This is a genomic window from Indolivaga macrotermitis, from assembly GCF_900128985.1.
Classification (GTDB): Bacteria; Bacteroidota; Bacteroidia; order Bacteroidales; family Dysgonomonadaceae; genus Dysgonomonas_A; species Dysgonomonas_A macrotermitis.
This window is the reverse complement of sequence record NZ_FQUC01000004.1, coordinates 70,761-91,810: the sequence shown is the minus strand read 5'-3', so window position 1 is coordinate 91,810 and position 21,050 is coordinate 70,761. Positions and strand designations below refer to the sequence as shown.

Below are 21,050 nucleotides of genomic sequence, written 5' to 3'. Positions count from 1 at the left end.
CATTATATTTTTGAGAATAAAGACAACTTTTACAAACGAATTATGAGTAAAAAAGTAGCAGAACAATTAATCGAAACAATTAAAGATGCCGGAATCAAACACATCTATGCTGTAACCGGCGATAGTTTAAATGAAGTAAATGAAGCTGTAAGAAAAGACAAAGGCATCAAATGGATACATGTTCGCCATGAAGAAGCCGGAGCATATGCAGCTTTAGCCGAGGCTGAGCTAAATGGTATAGCATGTTGTGCCGGAAGCAGTGGTCCCGGACACGTACATCTTATCAACGGGTTATATGATGCACAACGTGCCAATGCTTCTGTTTTGGCAATAGCTTCTACTTGCCCTACAGGTGAGATCGGATCATCGTTTTTTCAGGAAACGAATACAATTAAATTATTTGACGATTGCAGTGGTTATAACCAGATAGCAAATACCCCAATGCAGTTTGCGCGTATGTTGCAGGCAGCATTGCAGCATACAATACATAAAAAAGAAGTTGCAGTATTAGGTTTACCGGGGGATTTAGCAGAATCTGAAGCGTGCGATATACATACATCAACACAGTTGCTCCCTTCCAAATCGGTATACCGTCCGCAGGATTCCGAAATAGCAGCTCTGGCAGAGTTGATTAATACATCCAATAAGGTTACAATATATTGTGGGATTGGAGCAAAAGATGCTCATACCGAAGTGGTAGAATTATCCCAACGAATAAAAGCTCCGGTTGGTTATAGTTTCAGAGGAAAAATGGGCGTGCAGTACGACAATCCCAATGAAGTAGGTATGACCGGGCTCTTAGGCTTGCCATCGGCTTTTTCGAGTATGAATGATGCCGAACTGCTTATCTTATTAGGAACCGATTTTCCTTACGCATTATTTATGCCCGACGATTGTAAAATTGTACAGGTAGATGCGCGCCCCGAACGGATCGGACGTAGAGCAAAGGTTGATATGGGATTGGCAGGCAATGTGGATGATACGCTAAAAGCCCTTTTGCCACTGATAAAAGCTAAAAGTGATGACAGTTTTTTGCAGGATCAGTTAAAGCTTTATTCTAAAGTGAAGAAGAACCTTGCTGCAATGGCCGATAAAAAAGGCACAACAGATAATATTGCTCCCGAATACGTAGCAACAATTATAGATAAGCTGGCTAATAATGATGCGATATTTACCGTAGATACTGGTATGTGTTGCGTATGGGGTGCCCGTTATCTTCAAGCGACAGGTAACAGAGAGATGTTAGGATCATTTAGTCACGGATCTATGGCTAATGCTATGCCTATGGCTATAGGAGCAGCATTGGCACGTCCATCACAACAAGTAATCGCACTGTGTGGCGATGGTGGTTTATCTATGATGATGGGCGATCTGGCAACGATTGTAGAATATAAATTGCCTATAAAACTGGTTGTTTTTGATAACCGCTCATTGGGTATGGTCAAATTAGAAATGGAAGTTGCCGGATTACCCGACCACGAAACGAGTATGTATAATCCTGATTTTGCAGCTATTGCTCATGCTATGGGAATGAAAAGCTTGTCAGTCAATGATCCTGATAAAGTAGAAGAAACTTTGGCAAAAGCATTTGCGATGGAAGGGCCTGTTCTTATTTCGGTAAAAACCGACCCCAACGCATTGGCAATGCCTCCTAAGATTGAGTTTGTGCAAATGAAAGGGTTTGCAAAATCTATGGCCCGGTTGTTGTGGGCAGGACGTATAGACGAAGTTTGGGATACAGCAAAAAGTAATCTAAAACACTGGAGAGATTTAGTATAAAGTAGAAAACTAATTATTATGGTAAAAAAGAGAAAAATAGGGAAGTCGGATCTGGAAGTTATACCCTTCGCTTTCGGAGGAAATGTATTCGGATGGACAGCCGACGAGAAGGCATCTTCTGATATACTGGATAAATACATTGGAGCAGGATTCGATTTTATCGACACGGCAGATATTTATTCAGCATGGGTTCCCGGAAATAAAGGCGGTGAGTCGGAAACTATTATCGGTAAGTGGCTGAAAAAAACAGGAAAAAGGAATGATGTGATTATATCGACCAAAGTAGGTGCCGAAATATCGGAAACCCACCGTGGATTGAAAAAAGAGTACATCTTACGTGAAGTAGAAGAATCGCTTAAACGTTTACAAACAGACCATATCGATCTGTACTTCACTCACTTCGATGATCTTTTGACTCCTGTAGGTGAAACTCTGGAAGCTTATGCCCAATTAGTTAAGGAAGGTAAAGTCAGATATATTGCGACCTCAAATATGAGTCCCGACCGTATCCGCGAATCGTTGAAATATTCAGCCGATAATAACTTGCCGTCATATATCTGTTTGCAACCGCAATATAACCTGTATGACCGTCAGGATTATGAAACGAAATACGAACCCTTAGTAAAGGAAACAGGTTTAGGTGTAGTTAGTTATTATTCGTTAGCCAGCGGATTCCTTACCGGAAAATATCATTCGGTAGCAGATATAGCAGCAAGTGCCCGTCAGGGTCAGTTAAAGAATTATATCAACGACAGGGGTCAGTCTATTCTGACTGCTTTAAGTGAGGTGGCTAAAGAATATAACGCTACTCAGGGACAAATAGCATTGGTGTGGTTATTGGCTCGCCCGTCTATAACTGCACCTATTGCGAGTGTGTCAAAAGTAGAGCAGTTAGATATTCTGGGTGCTGTAAATATTGACTTAAGCAAAGAAGCTATAGATAAGTTGAATGCGGCAAGCCGTTATTAAATAGTATAGACTGAAACAAGAACGGTTGCACCAGTGAAGGGGACAACCGTTTTTCTGTTTATCTAGAGTGGCTTTTCCAGTTCCTTATTTACATCTCCGCTATAGTCAGAATATTAAGGGAACCGTCTGTGGACATGGTAACATTAGATTCAAGCCAGTTCATATACACATATACAACTAATTCTTGACCGGCTGTCAAATAAACGAGCGATTTGCATACATTGGTCAATTCCATAGATTCAACCTTGCTAAGATAGGGTACCGTACTTTTGAGTTTAGTATTAAGGGTTACGTTTCTAAGCCATAATTCGTATTGAGCACCTGCGGTCATCGATATGTCGGTGAAGACTGCTGTGACAGATGCACTGTATACTCCGTCACGGGGAGCCTTAAATATGCCCGTAACAGGATTGAAATTTCCATTCCTGTCATATATTGATGTCCAATTAGCTATAGTGGTACCTATTGTGTAATAGATATCATTAGTCCATACGGGTATATATGTTTGGCCATATGAATTTTGTGCTATAACCATCGCTTTATTAGGATTGACTTGCAGCCTAAACCAATCGGTTCCATCAGAATACTCTAAAGCCTGCACTGTTTCGTTATAACGGATAGCTCCTGCTCCTGCATCTGTTGCAGTTTGGGTTGTATTTCCGATCCCTAAAGCATTTTCGATGGCCAAAGATGAAGATCTGAGATCCAGTTTTACTAAGGGATCAAGAACACCCACCCCTATGTATCCATTATTTTGTATTTGCAGGGTTTCTATGTTATCTGAATTACTTGTGATAAAAGCTTTCCCTGCTGAGGCCGTTGTAGATGATACTACTTCCAGTAACGCAGAGGGTGCGTCTGTATTAATACCGACTTGGGCATATCCGGAAATAGCGAAAGATAATGCCAGAAGTATAATAGTTTGTATCTTTTTCATAAAAATAAATTTATAATTTCTTTACTGGGCAAAAATTGATAATTCATTAAATCCTACATCAGAAGAACTTCCGAATACTCTAAGGGTTTTAACCCTACCTAGGTTATGCCATACTTCTGGCCATATTTTTTCTCCAAGGGATAGCCTGAGGGTACCTGAGCAGGTAAAACCGGCTTGTCCACTACCTGCATCCGGATATGCCTGTATGCATTTTATACTTTCGCCATTTTCTGCAACCCATCGCCCTTCGATATAAGTATTGGCAGCAATAGCAGATTTTGTAAAAGAGAAAGTAAAGGAAACGACATACATCCCATCTATCGGTGCTTCATATTCGGAAGTAGCCATATCAAAGGCTCCATGACTATCGTATATTGGAACGAAGCCAATTAACCTTGTAGTTGTACCATCTGCATATGAGCCGGCAATATAATCGTTAGGGGCAACCATACAAGGACGCAATGCATTTGATTGCAACCTGAACCATTCCTCCCCGTCAGAATAATGTAGTTCTTTAGTCCCCTCCATATATCGTATAGCACCACCACCTACAGTCGAAGCCAGCTTTGTTGTTGTTCCTATCCCGATAATGGGATTGTCGGATGTGCCTCTGAGATCGAGCCGTACAGCAGGTGAAGATTGTCCGATCCCCAGACGCCCATTATCGAGCATAGTAAGAATTTCTCTGTTTGAGCCATTTATAATTCTTAAAGTTGTGTCAGTCGCATTCGAAAACCCTTTAACTTCCAGAGCAGCACCGGGTGTATCAGTATTTATCCCTACATTTTGCGAGTATATGTAATTCCCTGTTAAAATACATAGAAGATAAATTGTGGATATTATTTTTTTCATTGTATTCATACCTGATCAGAGTTCCACTATTGTTAGATTATTGTATTCGACCTTTATATTTTTAGTACTACCCAAATTATGCCAAAGAGAAGTCGAAAGAGTTTCATTAAGAGCCAGATTAAAATTTCCACTGCATTGTACTCCCGTAGGAAGTGTTCCGGCTGTATTAAACGTGGTGATACACTTTACCTCCTGTCCTCCGGATGCTTTAATACTAGCCTGTAACTGAGTACGTGCATTAACAGCTCCATCATCAAGAGTAATATTTAAGGATACAGAATATACCGAAGACCTTTTAGCTGTAAAAATACCGGATAGGGGATTGAAACTATTAGTCTGATCGGATACTATAGTCCAGTTACTGATAGTATTTGTTGTATTGTTGGCAAAATTCTGTGATGCGTTGGTTATATCAGCGACAACAAACGCTTTGATATAATCAGAAGCTAATACATTCCAATTTATTCCATCCGATAAATACAACGATTTAGCGGAAGTATCGTATTTAAGAGCTCCTCCTCCAGCAATAGCTCCGGTTTGATTACTTTGCCCCACTGCCACTATTGAGTTATCAGTTCCATCACGTAGGTCGAGCAATACAGATGGAGTGATAACACCAGCAGTAATGATACGCCCGTCGTCCCGGACACTGAAGATTTCAGTTCCAGTATTGTTTTTGACGATTAAAGCTTTTGTAGAAGTAGTACTTCCCGTAGAACGGATATCTAATACAGCTTCTGGATTCAGAGTGTTTATCCCCACTTGAGCACAGCTTATTCCGATGGAGAATATTCCCATCAGTAAAAGAATCTTTTTCTTCATTGTTGTTTTTATTAAGAGTGATTGTTTTTGAATGTATTCGTTGTAGGGGCAGGGCTCTGCTCTGCCCGGCAATGTATTTTTTAGGGTAAAGCAGAGCCTTACCCCTACAGTATGTCTTTGTGTAAAACCTTTGTATCTTAGCGGCTTTGTATTTAAAATACTATTCGATAAATCTCGAAAATAAAGCAGCAAGATGCATACACTGCACCCTGCTGCAAAATGTAGTTGACCCCTATGCAAGCTATAATCCGAAATAGTATTCGAACGACAACAAAACAACAATGATCCTAGCGGACACAGCTTGCCCAGCCAACTTATTTGGAAATGGATATATACAACAAAGTGAACGGAGACATAAAAAAATGCCCCGTTATTTTGACACAATAAAACTTTTTGTTTAGTTAACGCTGGTGATGCGTCTCTCTCTCTCTCTCTCTCTCTCTCTCTCTCTCTCTCTCTAATATTTTAGCACACAAAGACAAATCTAAACTGTTAAAATTTAGATGGTTGTTTATGTTTTTATGTGTGAAAATATCGGTCATTCCTTATTAGTAAAGGGTTGTTTGCAGGGCAAATATAATAGTTTTTTACAAAAGGCGAAGAATAATCTTTGCTTTTATCAAAATATGTTCCGGTTTATAAATGGATTGTCTATAAACCGGAACACAACTTATTTTATAACAAAGACAATATTTAGATAGTCGTCATAATTGGCTTTTTTAGTAGTAGTATAATTCATAACTCCATTGGCATCAATACTGTTAATGGTGATACGTGTGGGATCGTGATAGCTTATATAGTAATAGAGACTCTCTCGTGACGGAAAGTAAGGTATTTCGGTTGGAGCTCCGGTGCTTGTGTACATTGGAGTACCGTATTCTGTCTTATATTGAGCATACAAATCTATATTGAAAGTACCTAAGGTTGTAGTTTCGATATTAATAGAAGGCATATAGAAAAATTTACGGTTGAATAATGTAAGACATGTCCATTTCGGAATAGTTTCGGTACCTAGATTCTGAGAGATACACTTTTGGTCGGAATCATATACCAATAAACTATGGGCAGGACTGGTTATGGCTTCTTTTTGCACTGTTGTCATCCGTGGAATTAGTAGCCCTTTGGCTCCGCTTGCCGGGCTATTTATGTCGAGGACACTACTGACCTCCGGTGAATTTGTATTTATGCCGATTTGTGCAAAAGAGCTTGCACTAATAAAAAGCATAACCAAAAGGAATATTTGGGGTAATTGGTTTGTTTTCATTGTTCTATGTGTTATCTGTTTGTGGCTTTTGTCGCTGTATTCTGAATATCCAATCTTATCATTCGGTTGGTCTTGAAGGCACAGTCTATAACATTTGCGGGTAATTTGCTTGCTGTTAGCTTGGTACCATCCGATTTATATGGAGTAATAGTAATGGTATAAGCTCCATTAGTTGGATAATTATACGTTTGCTTATAGATTGTAACCCCGGAGACAATAGCCTGTTCTACAGGGGTAGAGCCATCGCCAAAATCCCAAACCAGTTTAACGGGCAGATCTGAGGCCGACGTACCTTCGAGCATAGTTATTTCTACTGTATATTTGAATTCGTTTCCGAGACAAACGAATGACTTGGCACTGGCTTTAGCACTAAACCAGTTAGCTGCAAATGAAGGGATACCGAGCATTGAAGTTCCTGTCCCGAGAAAACCGGCCGGAAATTGATAAAATCTCAGATTTTCATAATCATCAGGATTATCAATGAAATAGATGACCTTTTGATTAAAGCCGGATCCATAAAGCCTTCCGTCGGGTCCGTTTTGCAAAGCTGTCACCCCTGTTGTCCCCTTTTCAAAGTTTTTTTTGGCAACAGTATTAGGATTAGTAGCTGCTAGCAGGTCTTCGAATATAAAAGCTTCAATAGCACCGTTTCTTCCGACAAACAGTATTTTTCCCGATGGAGAAAATTCTATACCATAGGTAACGGTACTGAATCCTGTTCTTTGCTTTATGTTACTAAGTACTCCTGTCGAATTATCAAAATCACCGAATATGACAGAACTGTTAGGGTTTGTGCCGAATGCAAAGTGTTTACCATCCGGTGACACCTTAATATATCCATACGCACCCACAGTTTCATTTGTTGATATTCCGGTTGCTGTAGATATTACCGGAGTTGCAGCTGCTCCGTCTTTGGTGAACTTCCATACGTTGAACCGGGTGGGATTCCCCCTTCCCGGTACTATTATCCAATAATCTTCTCCGTTGGCATGGCGAATAGATGTAACAGTCTCGCTCATAAATCCTTGCCCACCTAGTAGATCAATGTTTTTTGTTATAACACTCCCCAGACCGCCATCCTGAGTCATATCTATTACCGAATATGCCAGTTGGTACTCCCCGGCGGCACTAATACTTACAGCAACATATTTGTCAGTTTCGCTGGGGTACGGAAAAATAATACCTGATTGGGCTGAAGAATTATTTCCTTTCATACCCGTACCGTTAGGCATTACAGCATGGTTCTTATTCCAGATAGTCATACCATCTGAGTAAAATAAAAAATTGCCGTCGCTATCCGACAGGCTGAAACACCCCTCCGTTGTATTGATAGAAGAAGTAAAAATAGTCGGCAGATTATCGAGAGTTGCATCCGGTGTACCTTCTAGCCCCACAACCGCCAGGCTTTGAGTTGTATTCCAAGTTAAACCGGCTTTTTGACCGAATGCCCAGTTCCATGTTTCAGGAGCTACTAACTGAGATAGCAGTGTTGTACAATAAAAGAATAACAAAGCTGTTGCTAATAATATTTTTTTCATGACTTTTATCCGCTACATTATTATTTAACTACAAATACAACATTCATAAATGTATGATAATCGGCTTCCCTCAATATATCGTAATTCAATACACCCGAAGTACTCAGGCTATTGATCTTTAAGACCGTATTGTCATAAAAAGTAATATAATAATAGAGGTCAGTAGCACTGGTAAAGTAGGGGATACTTGTAGGAGCCCCCGAACTGATAATAGTAGGAGTATAGAATTGCTTCTTATATTCACCATATAAATCTAATGTCTGACCTGTAAGTACCTCCGATGCATCAATAGCTATTGAAGGCATATAGAATGATTGGGTCAGTGTACTTTCTCCGGATAGACAAACCCATGCTGGAGATGCTGGCGTTCCGGCATTTTGTGCGACACATTTCAGGTCAGTATCATATATTAGCAGGCCCGACGCCGGGTTTGCTATAGCTATTTTTTGGCTTGTGGTCATTCTGGGTATCAGCATCCCCTTATCGGAGCTGGTAATATCTAGTGCTGCCGAGGAATTGGGAGTTGAGGTGTTGATTCCCACTTGTGCTTGTAGTAATGTTATCCCTGATAAACATAGGATAAGACAAAAGACTTTTTTCATTATTATTTATTTGAGTTGTTGTTTTTAAGTATATTATATTGATGTTATCTATATCAAATAACTATGCGTGAGGTGTATAGAAAAGGCGCAAAGTATATTGGTTACACTTTGTAGTATAGAGTTATTCGGCTGGCGTATGCTTCTATAGAGAATCATATGAGAATGAGAATGACTATAGAATAGGGTGGCTCTATTCGATACGACGAGCTTATCCAATCCGGGTTGCGCATTGATAAATATATTAGAGTACATGTATGAACAAATTTATTGCGTTTTTCCGACGCTATGAAAATAAATTATACCATTTTTCTGTACATCTTTTATAGATAATCGTACTGCAAAATCCCAATAGCTGAACCTGACTATATTGCATTATTTAAATTTTCGGAAGTTAACATATAGTCTTGGTTGCTATACCATTATTGATTTCTAGAGAGTTTTGTTTATTTACCTCTGCTTGTACTCTGGACATTGATGAAGAAAAAATACCAGTGAATAAAATGAATTCTGTTTTCATTGTCGTTTCTGTTTGAGTTATTGAAGTCATAGATCTTTTTGTTGTTTTTATAAAGAGTGATTGTTTTAGAAAATGTTTGCTGTAGGGGCAGGGCTCTGCTCTGCCCGATAATGTGTACTTTATCACAAAGGGCATAAAGAAGGCTCCATCTTGTTTTTCTATACAATGGGCAAAGTTGAACCTTACCCCTACATCTCTTTGAATATTATCTTTAAAACCTTTGTTTTTTTGTGTCTTTATGTTAAAGTCCTCAACAATAGCAAAATAAAGCAGCAAAGTGCAAGCACTGCACCCCGCTGCATAAAGTAGCCGACTCATTTGTAAACTGTTCTTCAGAGTAGTATTCGAACGACAACAAAACAACAATGCTCCTAGCGGACACAGCCTGCCCGGCCAACTTATTTGGAAATGGATATATATGACGAAGCAAACGAAAGCATAAAAAAATGCCCCGATATTTTGACACAATAGAAAATTTTGTTTAGTTAACGCTGGTGATGCGTCTCTCTCTCTCTCTCTCTCTCTCTCTCTCTCTCTCTAATATTTCAGCACACAAAGCCAAATCTAAATTGTTAAAATTTAGATGATTGTTTATATTTTTATGTGTGAAAATATAATTCATCCTTATTTGTAAAGGGTTGTTCGCGGGACAAATATAGGGATTTATTCAAACAAAACAAATACTTCTACCTAACAGATAGAAGTATTTGGAGTCTTTATTTAACGACAAAAACAATATTAATGTAAGTGTCATAGTCTGATTTTCTGATAATGTTATACGTGACTTTTCCTGTATTATCTATATCTATAATATCAAGCACATTTTTGTCATAATAAGTAATGTAATATTCCAGATCAGTAGCAGATGTATAGTAAGGAATTGAGGTAGGGGCAGAAATGCTTTTCGCCAAAGGGGTATTGAATTGCTTAACATATTCGGAATACAAATCGAGAGGAGTACCAACAGAACCTACCGCAGGAGTTGGGATATTAATAGAAGGCATATAGAAAAAACGTGTTGCATCTTGAATCATACAAACCCAGACAGGAGTGGTTTCATCGCCATGATTCATAGATAAACATTTCTTGTCTAGGTCGTACACCATTAGCCCCGGAGCAGGGGTTGTAATTATTTCTTTTTGACCAGTTGTCATCTGGGGTACAATTACTCCTTTAGACTCTGAGTTAATATCGAGTTCGCTACTTAAGTGGGGAGCCTCCGTTCCAATTCCTATCTGACTGTAAACTCGATTTATTTGTAATGGTAATAAGAGTATAATTATTATTAATTTATTCATAGATATTGTTTTTACTGGCGATTTACATTTCGTCTTATCATTCGGTTAGATACAATACTGCAATCAAGGATATCGAAACTTTTTTCACTTGTTTTATCCGAATCTTCATATACAACTCCATCACCATCATCTATACCCGGAACAACCCTTACTGTATAAGTACCCGGAGAGGTATAGATGTGATTATAACTATATGTACCGCTGGTACTACCTGCAGGCAAGTTTTGTGTAATAATGGTTCCGTCTCCGAAATCCCATTTGAGTGTAGATAAACGGGCTGTACCTGTCAGGTTTACCGTTATTTTATAAGCATTACTTATTCCGGCACAGATAACTTCTTTACTTTCTACGGGCGCAAGATTGAAAAAAGAGATTGCAAATACAGGTAATCCGTACAATCCGGATGTTCCACTAATTAAATAATTGGTAAGTGTAGCCACTTTTCCATCACCGGAATCAGGATCCAGTACAATATAAATGTTCCTGCTTCCGGCAGCTATACCGTATATTCGACCATCTGATCCCATTTGAATACACGAAGGTCCGGCCATGAGCCTTGTCACCGGAAATGCAGTCAAAGACAGATCCTCAATGTCTTCCATTTTCGCCATAATCAGTCCATTATATGATAAGGATTCTATAGAGGAAAAATAGACATATTCTCCGCTAACTGAAAATTCCAAACCATAGGGATTTGATAATTCGGGGCTATTCCGCTCTTTAAGGTTGGAGATAATACCGGTGGAGCGGTCAAAATCGCCAATAGTTAGTCTGGAAACGGAGTTATTCTGGTAATTATGGTCTACATGGATAAATTTCGTTCCTTCAATATTAAATTTGAGATAGCCTAATCCCTGAGCATAATGTGTACCGATATTATATAAACCTTTGTACACAGTAGGTTCGGATATTCCGGTAGACGTAACTTCCCACACCAGCAGTACATCCCTAAAACGCGATAGCAGCCAATAGTCTGTACCATTTGCGTGTTGTACAGCTCCAATATTTTCTCCGGCATAAGGATGTGAATATCCGGATGTACCGAACGAAAGAGAAACATTTTTCCTGAGGGGATCTATTCCTCCTAACCCTCCATCCAAAGTCATATCTATCACAGAATAATATAAGCCGGGAGTTTTATTTCCGGCAGAAGTTGCTCCAACCGAAATCACATAAAATAAGCTTCTGTCTCCGGGGTAGGGTATCAGGACACCGGAGCTTGTCGAAGATGGATCACCTTTTAAGCCGCTGCCATTAGGCATTACAGTCCCATTCTTATTATAGACGGTCATTCCGTCAGAAGAGATCATTAGTTCTCCGGTCGATTTATTCGAATAAGTAAAACATCCTTCTGTGGTGTTGAAGAAACCCACAATCGGAATCGGTACATTATCTATTACACCTTGGTTGGAGGAAGTGACAGATTGCATGGTGTTAAAGTTGATACCTCCTTTGTTTCCGAAATGCCATACATTAGTATTTTTTTGAGCGGGTACAACTATTGGTATGGCAAGTAATAACAATACGATTATATTTTTCATAAGAAGCTTATTTTACAACAAATACGACATTCATAAATGATTGGTAATCGGCCTCTTTTAATATATCATAACTAACCTTACCATCATCGTCTACAGTATTGATCTTTATGACAGACGGGTCATAATAGGTTATGTAGTAATATAAATCATTGGCAGAAGGAAAATAAGGTATGCCACCGGGCGCACTTGTACTTTTAGCATCCGGACTTCCAAACTGAGTTTTGTACTCTGTGTAAAGGTCCAGAGTTCGTCCGGTCACTATGGTTGAAGCATCAATAGCAACAGCTGGCATATAGAAAAAACGGGTTTGATTCTGTGTGAGGCATATCCAAATGGGAGATAGCTCGGTTCCTACATTTTGCGATAAGCATTTTTTGTCTGTATCGTAAACGATCAAACCTTCTGCAGGTGATGTAATTGCCTGTTTCTGGTTTGTATTCATACGGGAGATAAGTACACCTTTGTTATTTCCGGGGCTTACTACCTCAAGTGCAGCACTTGCATGAGGTGTTTGTGTGTTTATTCCTACTTGGGCATAACTTATCCCGAAGGATATTATACCCATCAGTAAAAGCATCTTCTTTTTCATTGTTATTTCTGTTTGAGTTGTTTGGGTCACTGACCCTTTTGTTGTTTTTAAGGTCGCAGACCTATTTGTTGTTTTTATAAAGAGTGATTGTTTTTTAATACAACGAGTAAAGCAGAATCTTACCCCTACAGTATTTTTTTGTATAAAACCTTTGTGTCTTTGCGCCTTTGCATTTGAAAGACTATTGACAAGTTTGTTCCTTCTTGAATGATAAAGCAGCAAAGTGCACAGACTGCACCTCGCTGCAATATTTAGCTGGCTCATCGGCAAACTGTTTCCCTGAGTAGTTTTCGAACGACAACAAAAAAGTAATAATGACTCTACCCGGTACAGTTTACCGAGCCAACTTATAATTAGGAAATGGATATATACGACAAAACGAACGAAGACATAAAAAAATGTCCCGTTATTTTGACACAATAGAAAATTTTGTTTAGTTAACGCTGGTGATGCGTCTCTCTCTCTCTCTCTCTCTCTCTCTCTCTCTCTCTCTCTCTCTCTAATATTTCAGCACACAAAAGCAAATCTAAACTGTTAAAATTTAGATGGTTTACTGGGTTTTTATGTGTGAAAATATTTGTCATTCCTTTTTGTAAAGGGTTGTTTACACAGCAAATATAGGGAATGTTTTGGTTTTAACAAAAAATAAATATCACGCAAGCTGCTTGCTTAATCAATTACGGCTTGCTTATCCGGATTATTCTTGAATTCATACATCAGGTCGATTTGGCTTTGTACAGTGCGTTCTTCTGATAGAGGAGGAATCTCGTTCTGTTTGAAGAATCCTTTATCCAGAATATCGAATGCAGGAGCAAATTCTCCACCTAAAAGTTCACACAGTATAAATATCTTATATGCATAATGCGGCGCAGGAGGGTGGGGTTGGCAACGCTTATCGTGTATGGCAACTACACGTATCGGGTGAACGTCGAGCCCTGTTTCTTCTTTCACCTCTTTTACTGCTATTTCGGTAGGCGAGTAACCTACATCTGCCCAACCTCCGGGTATAGCCCAACCTCCATCGGCTCTTTCCTGTACCAGAAGAATCTCATTTTGGTCATTAAAAACAACCGCCCGTATATCGACTTTAGGGGTAACGTAATCAGTTTCTATCCGATAGCAGCTTTCTATGGACGAGATATCGTTATCTGTAACTAAGGCGGTAATCCGGTTACTGAGATTCAGCAATTCTTCATACCGTTCAGTATTATATTCATCAGTTGCATATACCAGTCCGGTTTGAGACAATGCCCTGATACGGGAGGCTATAGTAAGTATTTGTTTTTCGATATCCATATTCAACAGAGTTTGAGTAGACAATGATACGTAAAAAATGCTCAATAATCAAAAGGATAAAGGGATACAAGCGAATGCCTGTACCCCTTCGAAATAATTCTCATTAATTGCTATCTAGTAAAACACAGTTTATTTGACATCAAGAGTAATAGTGGATGTTTTCAATCCTTTAGCTTTAGCCTCGAATGTTATAGTTCCTGCTGATTCGCCTGTCTGGACAATAGCTGTCAACTGTCCGCTGAATGCAGGCATCTGCGGTAAGTGAAAAAGGTCTAGACTTGTAGGATCACCATTTGCTGCGGCACGATATTTACCGGCACCTTTTACCGAGAAGTTAACCATTGTAGAGGCATCCGGACAAAGGTTCCCGTCTTTATCTACCACGCGTACGGTGATATATGCAAGGTCTTTACCATCAGCCGATAACTGAGTTCTGTCAGCAATCAGTTCCATATGGTGAGGAGCGCCTGCTGTACGTACGGTTTTTTCTTCGGCTACCTTTCCGTTAGCATCATAAGCTACAACTTTCACTTCGCCCGGTTCGTAGACAACATCCATCCACATCAGGCGGTAGCGGTTCTGTACAGTAGAGTTATTCTTGCTTTGTTTTCCGTAGCTTTTACCATTCACGAATAGTTCGGCACTCGGATAATTGGTATAAGCGAATACAGGCGTTACCTGTCCTTCGCGACCTTTCCAGTTCCAGTGAGGAAGTATGTGAAGTGTATTTTCATTCTTATTCCAGATACTGCGGTACAAGTAATAACGGTCTTTGGGTATGCTTGCCAGATCGATAATACCGAACAATGAACTGTGGTTAGGCCATGCATCAGTATCGTAAGGCGAAGGTTCGCCCAGATAGTCAAAGCCTGTCCATACAAACTGTCCCATAGTCCATTCGTGATCGTCAGCCAATGCTAGGTCATCATCAGGTACATTTGACCAGGAGCAATACTCAAGATCGTAAGACGACGACTGATGATCGTCATATAACGCATCTGCTCTCTTTTCAACAGGGAATTTATAAACTCCGCGTGAGCTAACAGTAGATGAAGTTTCGGCACCCAGAACTATATTTTGAGGTAGTTTTTCGTAAGCTTCTTCATACCGATGAGCACGGTAGTTGAATCCGGGAACGTCGAGCATAGCTGCGAATCCATTATTCAACACACATGTCACCTGATCCATTCCGCATGTAACGGGGCGTGTAGGGTCTTCGCGGTGGCATATATCCTGTAAGAATGATGCTACCTGATATCCTTTCGGGCTGCACTGTGTAGGAACCTCGTTACCGATGCTCCACATCACTACGCTGGCATTGTTGCGGAAATTACGGAGCATATTCACCATATCTTTCTCAGCCCACTCGTTAAAGAACCGATGATAACCGTTCAGACATTTGGCAATATCCCACTCATCGAAAGGTTCTACCATCATCATGAATCCCATTTCGTCGCAAAGCTCAACCAACTCAGGAGCTGGCATATTGTGTGCGGTACGGATGGCATCACAACCCATATCTTTCAACATAGTTAACTGACGACGCAATGCAGCCACGTTGATAGCAGCACCCAAAGGTCCCAAATCGTGGTGGTTACATACCCCTTGGAATTTACGACGTTCGCCATTGAGGAAGAATCCTTTATCGGCAATTACTTTGATATCACGGATACCAAAGCGGGTCGAATATTCGTCTACCTGCTGATCTTTTACATATACTTTAGACACTGCATGATACAGGTAAGGATTTTCGGGCGACCACAGTTGTGGATTATCCACAATGAAGTTCTGCTCGAAAGGTTTACCATGATTTATTTTCAGTGTATTGTCTTTCGTTGACACTACTTTTCCCGAAGCGTCTTTGATCTCGGTCAGGATGCGTATATCCTGATTGTCGCTGTTCAATATTTCTGTTTTCAGTTTTACCGAAGCATACTCTTTCGATACAAAAGGAGTAGTAATGTATGTTCCTTTTACCGGTACATGTACATTATTTGTAACTACAACATGTACATTACGGTAAAGACCTGCACCGGGATACCAGCGCGACGACTGAGGCTTATTCTCCAGACGTACGGCAACTATATTATTCTTGCCATCACTGTTCAGAAGGTCGGTAACATCGCAGTTGAATGTGTTGTAACCGAAAGGCCAGAAGATAGCTTCTTTTCCGTTTACATATACCCGGGCTTCGCTCATTGCACCGTCAAAGATAAGGGTAACACGGTTGTCTCCCTTACGGTAGTTATCTACATCGAAAGAACGCCTGTACCAGCCTATACCGACATATGGTAACCCTCCGGTACGCCCTGTTTTGACACTCGCTACCTTTTCGTTATTTTGGGTAACGGCTACTTCCTGCAAGTCATGCTTGCGGTCGAAAGGCCCGTAAATAGCCCAATCGTGAGGAACGGCTACGGTCTCCCAATTATTATCATTGAAATTGATCTGGTTAGCGTCCTGAAAATCTCCTTTACTGAATTTCCATCCTTTTTCGAGCAGAAATTCGTTTCTGACCGTCTGTGAATGTATATTCGTGCAAATAGAAAAGATCAGACAGATAGTTGCAAAATATTTAATCATAACGATAGTATGTTGTTTGTCTGTTATTTTTATTTGAATGCGTCTAAGGCTACAGTTGGCTTACCGGAGTTGTCAAAAGCTCCTAAAGTATAATCGTTCCATCCGTTATAAGCTTGGGGCTCCCAATAGAAAATACCTAAACATTTGTCATTAGCGATAGCCTTACATTTGGTTATCAGATCTGTAAGGAAATCGCGCGATTCCTCGGGGCTATCCCATGACATACCTACTTCGCAAAGCATTACTTCAGTATCATAGCGGCTGATCATATCGGCCATATTATTCAGGCAGGCGGTATTCATAGCTTCCCATGTATCCGGTTCGGGATAAAGAGACATACCTATTACATCCCATTTCCCACCATTATCTTTCAGTCCGTCAAACATCCAGCGGAACATTTCGTTATCGTCGCCGCTTTGTAAATGAACGATTACTTTAGCATCGGGAAAAACTGCTTTTACCGCATCATAGCCTGCATTGTTTAATTCAGCATATTGAGCCATATTGGTCGATGCACGTCCGTCTTCCCATAACATTCCGTCTCCGGTTTCGTTACCGACCTGTACCCATTCAGGAGTAATATTCAGTTCCTTCAAGGCAGTCAATACATCGGTTGTATGTTCTGCAACAGCGGCTTTCAATTCGTCATACGATAGGCTCTGCCATGCGACCGGTTTGGTTTGTTTACCCGGATCGGCCCAAGTGTCACTGTAATGGAAATCTATCAACAGACGCATGCCTAAAGCGTTGGCACGCCATGCCTTTACAAGCATATCACTCTTATTACACCATCCGTCGGTAGGATTGACCCATACACGAAGGCGTATCGAGTTCATTCCCAAATCGCGTAAGAGGGACATACACTCGGTTTCCCTCCCGAGTGTATTGTAAAATTTAGCCCCCGATTTTTCCATTTCTGTCAGCCAGCTAACATCGGCTCCTTTGGCAAAACCGGTCATATCGTATACGGGCGGTTCTACACCTCCCTTGTTATTATCGTCGTCACTGCATGCCGCAAAAGTAAAGAATACCGAGGCTACAGCTATAAGTATATATTTTAGATTTTTCATTTTATCTGAATGTTAGGTTTAACAAGATTATTTAGTGATGCTGTATGTGCCGTTTACCAGATTCACAGTCAGTACATACGTTCCGGCAGCCAGTGTGGCATCATCGGTAATATTATTCTTGCTCTTATAATAGAGATTTCCTCCCGAACCTCCGAAATAATGGTTCCACGAGATATCGGTATGTATTTGGAATCCATATGTAGAAGCTTTGGTAATGTTGATAGTACCCCTGTATTCGCCTGTATTGGCACTTGCGGCAAGTGTTGTTCCAAAATCCCAGGTGTCATTCAAACCCGATACATAGATTGTATTACCTACGGCCGAAAGGTTATAAGTAAACCCTTTCATCGAAGCATCGATAAGATATAATCCGGCGGTAGGAGCAGGTATATTGGTTTCGCTCTCGGCAGATATAGTACCGGAGAAAGCATCGCCCGAAGCTAGTTTGTAAGCGCTGCTCCAGTTGTCTTTTTCGGTATAGAAAGCATATCCCCAAAGCGAATTGATGTTAACTACACCTGCATAGGCAAGCTCATCTTCGTTATATAGGGTCAGGAAGTTTTCGAATGTCCAGCTTCCACCATTGATACCATCATCGGCTCCCGAAACGTACAGATACTGGCTGATCTCGATAGGGCCGGTCGATCCGCTTACAGCCTCGCATGTCCATGCTTGCGGATTGCTGAGATCTACAGTCAGAGTATATTCTCCGGCTGCCGGAACGCTAACCGAAATCTCTCCTGCCTGAGAAGCCATGCTCAAAGTAGTTCCGCTTTGGGTAAATGCTACCGGAGTATCTATCGCCAAAGCATCTTCTGTTCCGGTCGAGTAGTCATATTGTTTACCAGTTCCGTTCAGTTTTATAGTCAGGGTTTTAGCCGAAGTTGCAGTAAATGTGGTTGTCCATTTCACATTCGGACGGTCAAATACCATTTCGGCATTTACATCACCGCTGACAGTCAATGTTGGAATATACAGGGCAGACCAAACTTTTTTAGGTGTATTTACTTCTACATAATAACATCCGCCAAATCCGGGGAACCAGAAGTTCCAGCGTTTGTTCGCATCTTCTTCCGAAGACATCAGGAAGGCAGTGCCTTCTACTCCATCGTTACCCCATGTAGTACCGTCTCCTTCTCTCAGGAAGAAGTTATACCATGCGGTAGCGCCCATAAATCCGGTATAAACACCGTTTGCTGTAGGCGAGTATAATGTTGATGCAGTTTCTTCCATTTTACTGTCAAGCACATATCCTATTGTCATATCAATAGTGTAAGGAGTAATCTTTACCTCTACAATGTTACTGTATACAGGATCCATGTTGCTGCCGACACTTCCTTTCAATCTGAAATAGACAGTTGTAGCCACATCTGCTTCCAGCGAAAGATTCTTAGCAACGGTGTTCAGTTCGGCTCCGGTATATGCTTTAGAAGTATTTGCTTCAAGAGACTCTACAATATTAGACGAAAAATTGCTTGAAGTAGAAGCCTGAATATATGTAGTAAGGATATTAGGAACATCCATGTTAGGGTTGGTAAGAGACAATGTACTATTGCTCCATACGAGCGACAACGCTAATTGCTTGGAAGCAGCTTGTGTAAGAACAGCCTCGTCTTCTATAGCGACCAGTACGCCACTTTCGTTTCCGGTCAGGTAAATAGTATCTCCGTCTTTGTCGCAGGCCGTCATAGTAGCTATAAGGGCTACTAAGGCGAAGATCGCTTTTATTGCTTTTAATGCTTTCATATATCTTTATTCTTTTAAAAAGTTATATAAATATAAAGGTCTGCGACCTTAATAATTCTCGTTATATAAGTTAGGGTTTGCTGTAAGGTCGGTAGTAGGGATAGGGTAGATGTTATATTTGCTGTCTACCGCACGTCCGTCTTTAGTTCCGCCTTTCCATTGCCACAAATAAGAAGAAGTAGTGAATTTTCCGTAACGGATCAGGTCTGTACGGCGTACACCTTCCCAGTAAAGCTCGCGGGCACGTTCGTCAAGGATAAAGTCTGCTGTAAATTCGGCTTGTTTAACAGTACCGTCTGTTGCGTAGTCGCTACCGAAAGCACGTTGGCGCAAAGCATTTACATAATTCAAAGCATCTGCCGTAGAACTGCCCGATCCTCCGCGCACAACCGATTCGGCAAGCATCAGGTATACATCTGCCAGACGGAATACAGGAAAATCAGTATTCACACCACCATCTACAGTATTGGATGCTGTTGCACCGGCATCGGTAAGGTTAGTCCATTTTTCGACAAAGTAACCGTTGCTTTGGTTGTCTATTACATCCAGATATTGAGTTTGTCCTTCGGTAAAGAACAAGGCACGTCCGTCTTTGTCTGAGAATAAAGCAGGAACTTCGCCCCTGATACGGAACATACCCCATCCGCTGGTAACACCGTAATCTTCGGGTTTCTGATAGTCTGAAGTATTACTTACAGCCCCACAAATAATATAGGTTGTACTTCCCCATGATACGGTATGTGTAGCATCAACCGGAAATGCAAAGATAATTTCGTTGGTGCGCTTATTATTATCGGCATTGAATAGTTTTTTATAATCGGATTCCAGAGTATATCCTTCGGCTATAACCTTGTTACAGTAAGTGATACAATCTGTATAGTGTGCTGTACCTGTGTATACTTCGGCGTTCAGATATAGTCGTGCCAATAGAGCATAAGCAGCAGCTTTAGGTGCACGTCCGTATTCGATGGTATTTTTGTTTAACAAGTCATCGTCTATTGCGATCAGTTCACTTTCGATATATTCAAATATCTGAGATGCAGTGTAACGTGGAGGAATATAAGTACCCACAGGGTCGTTTTCGGTCACAAACGGAATATTACGGTACATATCCAGTGCATGGTAGTACGCCAGTGCTCTGATAAAACGTGCTTCGGCACGGTAATGGCGGATATCGGCTTGTTCGCTTTCCGTAAATTTAGATATCTGGTCGTCGCCTGCATTACGTAGAAATTCGTTACACAAAGCTATAGTATAAAATATGCGGTAATACATATCGGATACCCAAGGATCGTTGGCATCCCACGAGAGATAAGTAAGATCATATACTTTATCGCCTTCGAGCCATGTTGAAGCGACTTCGTCGGTTCCGGCTTCTTGTAAGTTGAAGTAGCAACGCATATAATCCTGACCGCTATTGCTCTCGAGATCGAGATTTCCATCTTTTTCTTGTCCGGTTGTAACAAACGAAGCATATAGTTTAGCTAATACAGCTTTGTAGTTTTCGGCTTTCGAATACACATCCTTCGATGTGGTATTGGTATGTGGAGTCTGGTCGAGGTCGTCGGTACATGATGCGAATATCAATGTACAGGCAAACAGTAATATATAGAATGATTTTTTCATCGTGATATCGTTTTTAGGTTG

Annotated in this window: 17 protein-coding genes; 2 read left to right on the top strand and 15 right to left on the bottom strand. The window is 40.6% G+C overall.

Annotation, left to right across the window (positions count from 1 at the left end):
- Window positions 1–42: 42 nt before the first annotated feature.
- Together BUC12_RS07315 and BUC12_RS07310 are read left to right on the top strand one after the other, a co-directional pair.
- A complete protein-coding gene (locus tag BUC12_RS07315) occupies window positions 43–1,779 on the top strand; it encodes a thiamine pyrophosphate-dependent enzyme (RefSeq protein WP_062181539.1) in 1,737 nt (578 codons plus the stop codon).
- Window positions 1,780–1,797: 18 nt separating this feature from the next.
- Complete coding sequence (locus tag BUC12_RS07310; RefSeq protein ID WP_062181536.1) at window positions 1,798–2,748, top strand: aldo/keto reductase; 951 nt, start codon at window positions 1,798–1,800, stop codon at window positions 2,746–2,748.
- An 88-nt stretch (window positions 2,749–2,836) separates the two neighbouring features.
- On the opposite strand, the gene BUC12_RS07305 is transcribed toward BUC12_RS07310, so the two are convergent.
- The 15 genes from BUC12_RS07305 to BUC12_RS07235 form a co-directional block, all read right to left on the bottom strand.
- Window positions 2,837–3,685: a hypothetical protein gene (locus BUC12_RS07305; protein WP_062181533.1), complete on the bottom strand. Its 849-nt coding sequence runs from the start codon at window positions 3,683–3,685 to the stop codon at window positions 2,837–2,839.
- Between the two features lie 21 nt (window positions 3,686–3,706).
- Window positions 3,707–4,537 carry a hypothetical protein gene (locus BUC12_RS07300; RefSeq protein WP_139262024.1) on the bottom strand — a complete coding sequence of 277 codons (831 nt, stop codon included), beginning with the start codon at window positions 4,535–4,537 and terminating at the stop codon, window positions 3,707–3,709.
- A gap of 15 nt (window positions 4,538–4,552) precedes the next feature.
- Window positions 4,553–5,359 (bottom strand): hypothetical protein, encoded by an 807-nt coding sequence (locus BUC12_RS07295; protein WP_062181525.1) that lies wholly within the window; start codon window positions 5,357–5,359, stop codon window positions 4,553–4,555.
- A 670-nt stretch (window positions 5,360–6,029) separates the two neighbouring features.
- A complete protein-coding gene (locus BUC12_RS07290; RefSeq protein WP_062181520.1) occupies window positions 6,030–6,623 on the bottom strand; it encodes a hypothetical protein in 594 nt (197 codons plus the stop codon).
- 11 nt (window positions 6,624–6,634) lie between these two features.
- Window positions 6,635–8,161 carry a hypothetical protein gene (locus BUC12_RS07285; RefSeq protein WP_062181518.1) on the bottom strand — a complete coding sequence of 509 codons (1,527 nt, stop codon included), beginning with the start codon at window positions 8,159–8,161 and terminating at the stop codon, window positions 6,635–6,637.
- 20 nt (window positions 8,162–8,181) lie between these two features.
- Window positions 8,182–8,763: a hypothetical protein gene (locus BUC12_RS07280; protein ID WP_070808600.1), complete on the bottom strand. Its 582-nt coding sequence runs from the start codon at window positions 8,761–8,763 to the stop codon at window positions 8,182–8,184.
- Window positions 8,764–9,154: 391 nt separating this feature from the next.
- Window positions 9,155–9,598, bottom strand: a complete 444-nt coding sequence (locus BUC12_RS07275; RefSeq protein WP_062181512.1) for a hypothetical protein — start codon at window positions 9,596–9,598, stop codon at window positions 9,155–9,157.
- A 398-nt stretch (window positions 9,599–9,996) separates the two neighbouring features.
- Window positions 9,997–10,578, bottom strand: a complete 582-nt coding sequence (locus BUC12_RS07270) for a hypothetical protein (protein ID WP_062181509.1) — start codon at window positions 10,576–10,578, stop codon at window positions 9,997–9,999.
- An 11-nt stretch (window positions 10,579–10,589) separates the two neighbouring features.
- The gene (locus BUC12_RS07265; RefSeq protein WP_062181506.1) at window positions 10,590–12,119 is read right to left on the bottom strand and encodes a PKD domain-containing protein; all 1,530 of its coding nucleotides are present in this window, start codon (window positions 12,117–12,119) and stop codon (window positions 10,590–10,592) included.
- A gap of 7 nt (window positions 12,120–12,126) precedes the next feature.
- Complete coding sequence (locus BUC12_RS07260; protein ID WP_062181503.1) at window positions 12,127–12,708, bottom strand: hypothetical protein; 582 nt, start codon at window positions 12,706–12,708, stop codon at window positions 12,127–12,129.
- A 669-nt stretch (window positions 12,709–13,377) separates the two neighbouring features.
- Entirely contained in the window at window positions 13,378–14,004 is a 627-nt protein-coding gene (locus BUC12_RS07255; protein WP_062181499.1) for an NUDIX hydrolase, read from the bottom strand.
- Between the two features lie 129 nt (window positions 14,005–14,133).
- On the bottom strand, window positions 14,134–16,587 hold the full coding sequence (locus tag BUC12_RS07250) for a DUF4982 domain-containing protein (protein ID WP_062181496.1): 2,454 nt from the start codon (window positions 16,585–16,587) through the stop codon (window positions 14,134–14,136).
- Window positions 16,588–16,616: 29 nt separating this feature from the next.
- The gene (locus BUC12_RS07245; protein ID WP_062181493.1) at window positions 16,617–17,657 is read right to left on the bottom strand and encodes a glycoside hydrolase family 53 protein; all 1,041 of its coding nucleotides are present in this window, start codon (window positions 17,655–17,657) and stop codon (window positions 16,617–16,619) included.
- A 27-nt stretch (window positions 17,658–17,684) separates the two neighbouring features.
- Window positions 17,685–19,403, bottom strand: coding sequence for a DUF5114 domain-containing protein (locus tag BUC12_RS07240; RefSeq protein WP_062181490.1), 1,719 nt, complete (start codon window positions 19,401–19,403; stop codon window positions 17,685–17,687).
- 48 nt (window positions 19,404–19,451) lie between these two features.
- The gene (locus BUC12_RS07235) at window positions 19,452–21,029 is read right to left on the bottom strand and encodes a RagB/SusD family nutrient uptake outer membrane protein (protein WP_062181487.1); all 1,578 of its coding nucleotides are present in this window, start codon (window positions 21,027–21,029) and stop codon (window positions 19,452–19,454) included.
- Between the last annotated feature and the right edge of the window lie 21 nt (window positions 21,030–21,050).

Bases quoted from the DNA above. Each gene is read 5' to 3' on its own strand.
- BUC12_RS07315 (WP_062181539.1), top strand. From the start codon at position 43: ATGAGTAAAAAAGTAGCAGAACAATTAATCGAAACAATTAAAGATGCC.
- BUC12_RS07310 (WP_062181536.1), top strand. From the start codon at position 1,798: ATGGTAAAAAAGAGAAAAATAGGGAAGTCGGATCTGGAAGTTATACCC.
- BUC12_RS07305 (WP_062181533.1), bottom strand. From the start codon at position 3,685: ATGAAAAAGATACAAACTATTATACTTCTGGCATTATCTTTCGCTATT.
- BUC12_RS07300 (WP_139262024.1), bottom strand. From the start codon at position 4,537: ATGAAAAAAATAATATCCACAATTTATCTTCTATGTATTTTAACAGGG.
- BUC12_RS07295 (WP_062181525.1), bottom strand. From the start codon at position 5,359: ATGAAGAAAAAGATTCTTTTACTGATGGGAATATTCTCCATCGGAATA.
- BUC12_RS07290 (WP_062181520.1), bottom strand. From the start codon at position 6,623: ATGAAAACAAACCAATTACCCCAAATATTCCTTTTGGTTATGCTTTTT.
- BUC12_RS07285 (WP_062181518.1), bottom strand. From the start codon at position 8,161: ATGAAAAAAATATTATTAGCAACAGCTTTGTTATTCTTTTATTGTACA.
- BUC12_RS07280 (WP_070808600.1), bottom strand. From the start codon at position 8,763: ATGAAAAAAGTCTTTTGTCTTATCCTATGTTTATCAGGGATAACATTA.
- BUC12_RS07275 (WP_062181512.1), bottom strand. From the start codon at position 9,598: ATGAGTCGGCTACTTTATGCAGCGGGGTGCAGTGCTTGCACTTTGCTG.
- BUC12_RS07270 (WP_062181509.1), bottom strand. From the start codon at position 10,578: ATGAATAAATTAATAATAATTATACTCTTATTACCATTACAAATAAAT.
- BUC12_RS07265 (WP_062181506.1), bottom strand. From the start codon at position 12,119: ATGAAAAATATAATCGTATTGTTATTACTTGCCATACCAATAGTTGTA.
- BUC12_RS07260 (WP_062181503.1), bottom strand. From the start codon at position 12,708: ATGAAAAAGAAGATGCTTTTACTGATGGGTATAATATCCTTCGGGATA.
- BUC12_RS07255 (WP_062181499.1), bottom strand. From the start codon at position 14,004: ATGGATATCGAAAAACAAATACTTACTATAGCCTCCCGTATCAGGGCA.
- BUC12_RS07250 (WP_062181496.1), bottom strand. From the start codon at position 16,587: ATGATTAAATATTTTGCAACTATCTGTCTGATCTTTTCTATTTGCACG.
- BUC12_RS07245 (WP_062181493.1), bottom strand. From the start codon at position 17,657: ATGAAAAATCTAAAATATATACTTATAGCTGTAGCCTCGGTATTCTTT.
- BUC12_RS07240 (WP_062181490.1), bottom strand. From the start codon at position 19,403: ATGAAAGCATTAAAAGCAATAAAAGCGATCTTCGCCTTAGTAGCCCTT.
- BUC12_RS07235 (WP_062181487.1), bottom strand. From the start codon at position 21,029: ATGAAAAAATCATTCTATATATTACTGTTTGCCTGTACATTGATATTC.